A 3,597-nucleotide genomic window follows, 5' to 3' on the forward strand; every position below is an offset into this window, starting at 1 on the left:
AGGGGTCATCGTGAACAAATCTGAAATGATTGATCAAATCGCCAAGTCTGCCGATCTGTCCAAAGCGGCTGCAGGCCGCGCGCTCGATGCAACGATTGCTGCGGTTAAGACATCGCTGAAGAAGGGCGGCATGGTAACTCTGGTTGGATTCGGAACGTTTTATATTGGCAAGCGCGCTGCCCGGACTGGTCGCAATCCACGAACGGGTGAATCAATCAAGATCAAGTCGGCCAAAGTGCCGAAGTTCCGCGCTGGCAAAGGCCTCAAGGATGCTGTAAACTGAGCGACGCACCGTTGGGTGCTTAGCTCAGTTGGTAGAGCGCTAGCCTTACAAGCTGGATGTCGGCGGTTCGAGCCCGTCAGCACCCACCAGGAAGAACTACGGATTCTGGGGTATTCGGTACTGTGTTTTGTACTTTTTGTTTGCTGTGAATTGCTCTGGAGTGGTAGTTCAGTTGGTTAGAATACCGGCCTGTCACGCCGGGGGTCGCGGGTTCGAGTCCCGTCCACTCCGCCACTACCGGAAGGCGAACGAGAGTTCGCCTTTTTTGTTTTGATCTTTTAATTCGCGGGCAACCACCATGTTCGACTCGGTACGCAACAACAAGAAGATTGTTCAAATCTTTCTTGCGCTGATCACCTTGCCTTTCGCATTTTTTGGCGTGGATTCCTATGTCAGGAACTCCGGTGCAGGGAGTGACCTGGCCAGCGTTGGCGATACGAAGATCACCATCCCCCAGTTTGAGCAGGCCTTGCGTGAGCGCCAGGATCAATTGCGTCAGCAACTTGGCGCAAGCTTCAAGCCGGAAATGATGAACACCCCAGAAGCGAGAATGAGCGTTCTCGATTCCTTGATTGACCGACGTCTGTTACTGCTTGAGGCCGACAAGAGTCGCCTGCAGACAAGCGATAACGCGTTGCGTGAAGTCATCAGCAAGATCCCGGCGTTGCAGGACAATGGGCAGTTTTCGATGGAGCGTTATGCGTCTGTGTTGCGCGCTCAGGGCATGTCGGAGCCTCAGTTCGAAGCCAGGGTGCGCCAGGACATCACGCTTCAGCAATTGATCGGAGCTGTCGTAGACACGGCTTTTGTGTCCGATTATCAGCTAGATGCTTTGGTAAGACTGCAATCCGAAGAGCGTCAGTTCAGCGAATTCCGGATTTCGCCTGAACAGTTTGCCGACAAGGTAAAGATCGATGCCGCTGAAGTGAAGAAGTACTACGAAGAAAACCCGACTCAGTTTCAGGTGCCGGAACAGATCAAGGCCGAGTATGTTGTCCTGTCTCTTGATGCGATGTTGCCGCAGGTAAAGGTGGATGAAGGTGAAGTGAAGGCCTGGTACGAGGGGCACAAGGATCGCTATCAGCGGGCTGAAGAGCGTCGTGCGAGCCATATCCTCATAACGACGGATGGCGATTCCGACAAGGAAAAAGCGAAGGCCAAGGCAGAAGAGGTGCTGAAGGAAATCCGGAAATCGCCGGAAAAATTTGCCGAGTTGGCCAAACAGCATTCGCAGGACCCCGGTTCCGCGCAGAAAGGCGGGGATCTTGGATTTTTTGGCCGCGGCATGATGGTCAAGGCCTTTGAAGATAGCGTTTTCAAGCAAAAGGTAGGCGAAATTTCCGATCTGGTGCAGTCCGAATTTGGCTTTCACATCATCAGGCTGACGGACATCAAGCCGGGCACCTTGCGAACATTGAGCGAGGTGTACCCCGAAATCGAGGGCGAGTTGCAGCTTCAGGCGGCTTCGCGAAAATTTGCCGAAGCGGCCGAAGCCTTCAACAACACGGTCTACGAGCAATCGGACAGCCTGCAGCCAGCGGCTGAAAAGTTCAGACTCGAAATCCAGCAGTCCGGCTGGGTGCCCAGGAACCTTGACCCGAAAGCCGCAACAGCGCTCGGAGTCTTGGCGAACCCGAAGATACTGGCTGCACTTTTTTCGGACGATGTCGTGAAGAACAAGCGGAATACCGAAGTCGTGGAAATTTCGTCAAACACCTTGCTGGCTGCGCGTGTGCGTGAACATATTCCGGAATCGAGCAAGCCTTTCGACAGCGTCAAAGCCGATATCGAAAAGCTTCTCAGATCCCGGGAAGCCGCCGCGATGGCCCGGAATTCCGGTGAGACCAGACTGGCCGAGTTGAAGAAGGGAGCCGACGACAAGCTGGCATGGACGCCGGTCAAGAGTGCGTCACGCGGGAAAAGAAGTGAATTCACGCCCGGCACCCTGCAGGCCCTCTTCAAAGCCGATGTCCAGAAGCTGCCAAGCTACGTGGGCGCGTGGGTCGCCGATAGTTACATGCTCTTCAAGATCGTCAAGGTCAGCCAGCCGGATAAGATCGACGTGGCGGTCCGCCAAAGCCTCCGGGGAGAATTCACATCGCTTGTTGCGCAGGAGGAACTATCTGCCTATCTTGCCGGACTGCGCGCGCGCTACGAGATCAGTATCAACAAGGCGGCTCTTGAACCGAGAGAGCGTCAGTAAAATCCCTAAGGGAGCGGGTCGGCGTTGCCGAGTGCGGTGGTGTTCAGGCCGCCATCGACATACATGATTTCGCCGGTAATGGCACTCGCCAGATCGGAGAGCATGAAAGCGGCGGCGTTGCCCACTTCGTCGATGGTGACGTTTCGGCGCAGCGGGGCATTGTGCGAATTGTAGGCCAGGAGCTTGCCGAAATTGCCGATACCCGACGCAGCGAGCGTCTTGATCGGACCCGCTGAAATGGCGTTGGCGCGAATGCCCTGTGGTCCGAGACAGAAGGCCAGATAGCGTGTTGCCGCTTCCAGACTGGCTTTGGCCAGCCCCATGGTGTTGTAGTTCGGCATGGTGCGCTCGGCGCCCAGGTAGGACAGCGCGAGCACAGCCGCCTTGTTGCCCTTCAGCAGCAAGGGCCGCGCAGCCTTGACCAGGGCCGGGTAGCTGTAGGCTGACACATCGTGAGCGATACGGAATGCTTCACGCGTGATGCCGTCAAGGAAGTCGCCCTCGATGGCTTCGGTCGGGGCGTAGGCAATCGAATGCAGCAGGCCGTCGAGTCCTTCCCAGTGTGTGGCCAGGTCGGCGAAGACCTTATCGATCTGTGCGTCGTCGGAGACGTCGCACTGGAAAACCAGGGTGCTGCCGAACTCTGCCGAAAACTTGTTGATTCGGTCCAAGAAACGTTCGTTCTGATAGGTAAAGGCCAATTGCGCACCTTCGCGATGGCAGGCTTTGGCGATCCCGTAGGCGAGCGAGTGCTTCGACAGCAGGCCGGTGATGAGAATGCGCTTTCCAGCGAGGAATCCCATGTGTTCTCCCATGACTCAATGTTGTTGTACCCAGGCAGCCAAAGCCAGCCTGAGCCGGCATTATAGGTGATTTCGCAGGTGATATTGCCCAACCGCCAATGACCGTTTTCTGACCGGCAATCAGCCCCTACAATCATTGTGGATTTTACCGCGTCTGCGAAAGCCGCACACAGGTTACACTTCGCATCATGCTTGTTTTCCGCCTTGCCTGCCTTTCTGTATTTTTGCTGCTGGCTGCTTGCATCAGCGAACAGAACGATCCGTATCCGCTCGGCGAACGTGGCAAGAACATCTACTATGCGGCGTTC

The 3,597-nt window shown here is 55.8% G+C and carries 3 protein-coding genes and 2 tRNA genes; 4 read left to right on the plus strand and 1 reads right to left on the minus strand.

Annotated elements, in window-relative coordinates; all coding sequences use genetic code 11:
- Nucleotides 1–10 precede the first annotated feature (10 nt).
- The 4 genes from PROAA_RS12260 to PROAA_RS12275 all read left to right on the plus strand — a co-directional run bounded on the left by PROAA_RS12260 (nucleotide 11) and on the right by PROAA_RS12275 (nucleotide 2,486).
- Nucleotides 11–283 (plus strand): HU family DNA-binding protein, encoded by a 273-nt coding sequence (locus tag PROAA_RS12260; RefSeq protein WP_186411619.1) that lies wholly within the window; start codon nucleotides 11–13, stop codon nucleotides 281–283.
- Between the two features lie 13 nt (nucleotides 284–296).
- Nucleotides 297–372, plus strand: a tRNA-Val gene (locus tag PROAA_RS12265).
- Between the two features lie 68 nt (nucleotides 373–440).
- Nucleotides 441–517, plus strand: a tRNA-Asp gene (locus tag PROAA_RS12270).
- A gap of 64 nt (nucleotides 518–581) precedes the next feature.
- The gene (locus tag PROAA_RS12275; protein WP_186411620.1) at nucleotides 582–2,486 is read left to right on the plus strand and encodes a SurA N-terminal domain-containing protein; all 1,905 of its coding nucleotides are present in this window, start codon (nucleotides 582–584) and stop codon (nucleotides 2,484–2,486) included.
- Between the two features lie 5 nt (nucleotides 2,487–2,491).
- Here the strand turns inward: PROAA_RS12275 and fabI are convergent, their stop codons facing one another.
- On the minus strand, nucleotides 2,492–3,289 hold the full coding sequence (fabI, locus tag PROAA_RS12280) for an enoyl-ACP reductase FabI (RefSeq protein WP_186411621.1): 798 nt from the start codon (nucleotides 3,287–3,289) through the stop codon (nucleotides 2,492–2,494).
- Nucleotides 3,290–3,597 lie beyond the last annotated feature (308 nt).

It is taken from the genome of Candidatus Propionivibrio aalborgensis (assembly GCF_900089945.1).
In the GTDB taxonomy this organism is placed as follows: Bacteria; Pseudomonadota; Gammaproteobacteria; order Burkholderiales; family Rhodocyclaceae; genus Propionivibrio; species Propionivibrio aalborgensis.

Bases quoted from the DNA above. Each gene is read 5' to 3' on its own strand.
- PROAA_RS12275 (WP_186411620.1), top strand. From the start codon at position 582: ATGTTCGACTCGGTACGCAACAACAAGAAGATTGTTCAAATCTTTCTT.
- fabI (WP_186411621.1), bottom strand. From the start codon at position 3,289: ATGGGATTCCTCGCTGGAAAGCGCATTCTCATCACCGGCCTGCTGTCG.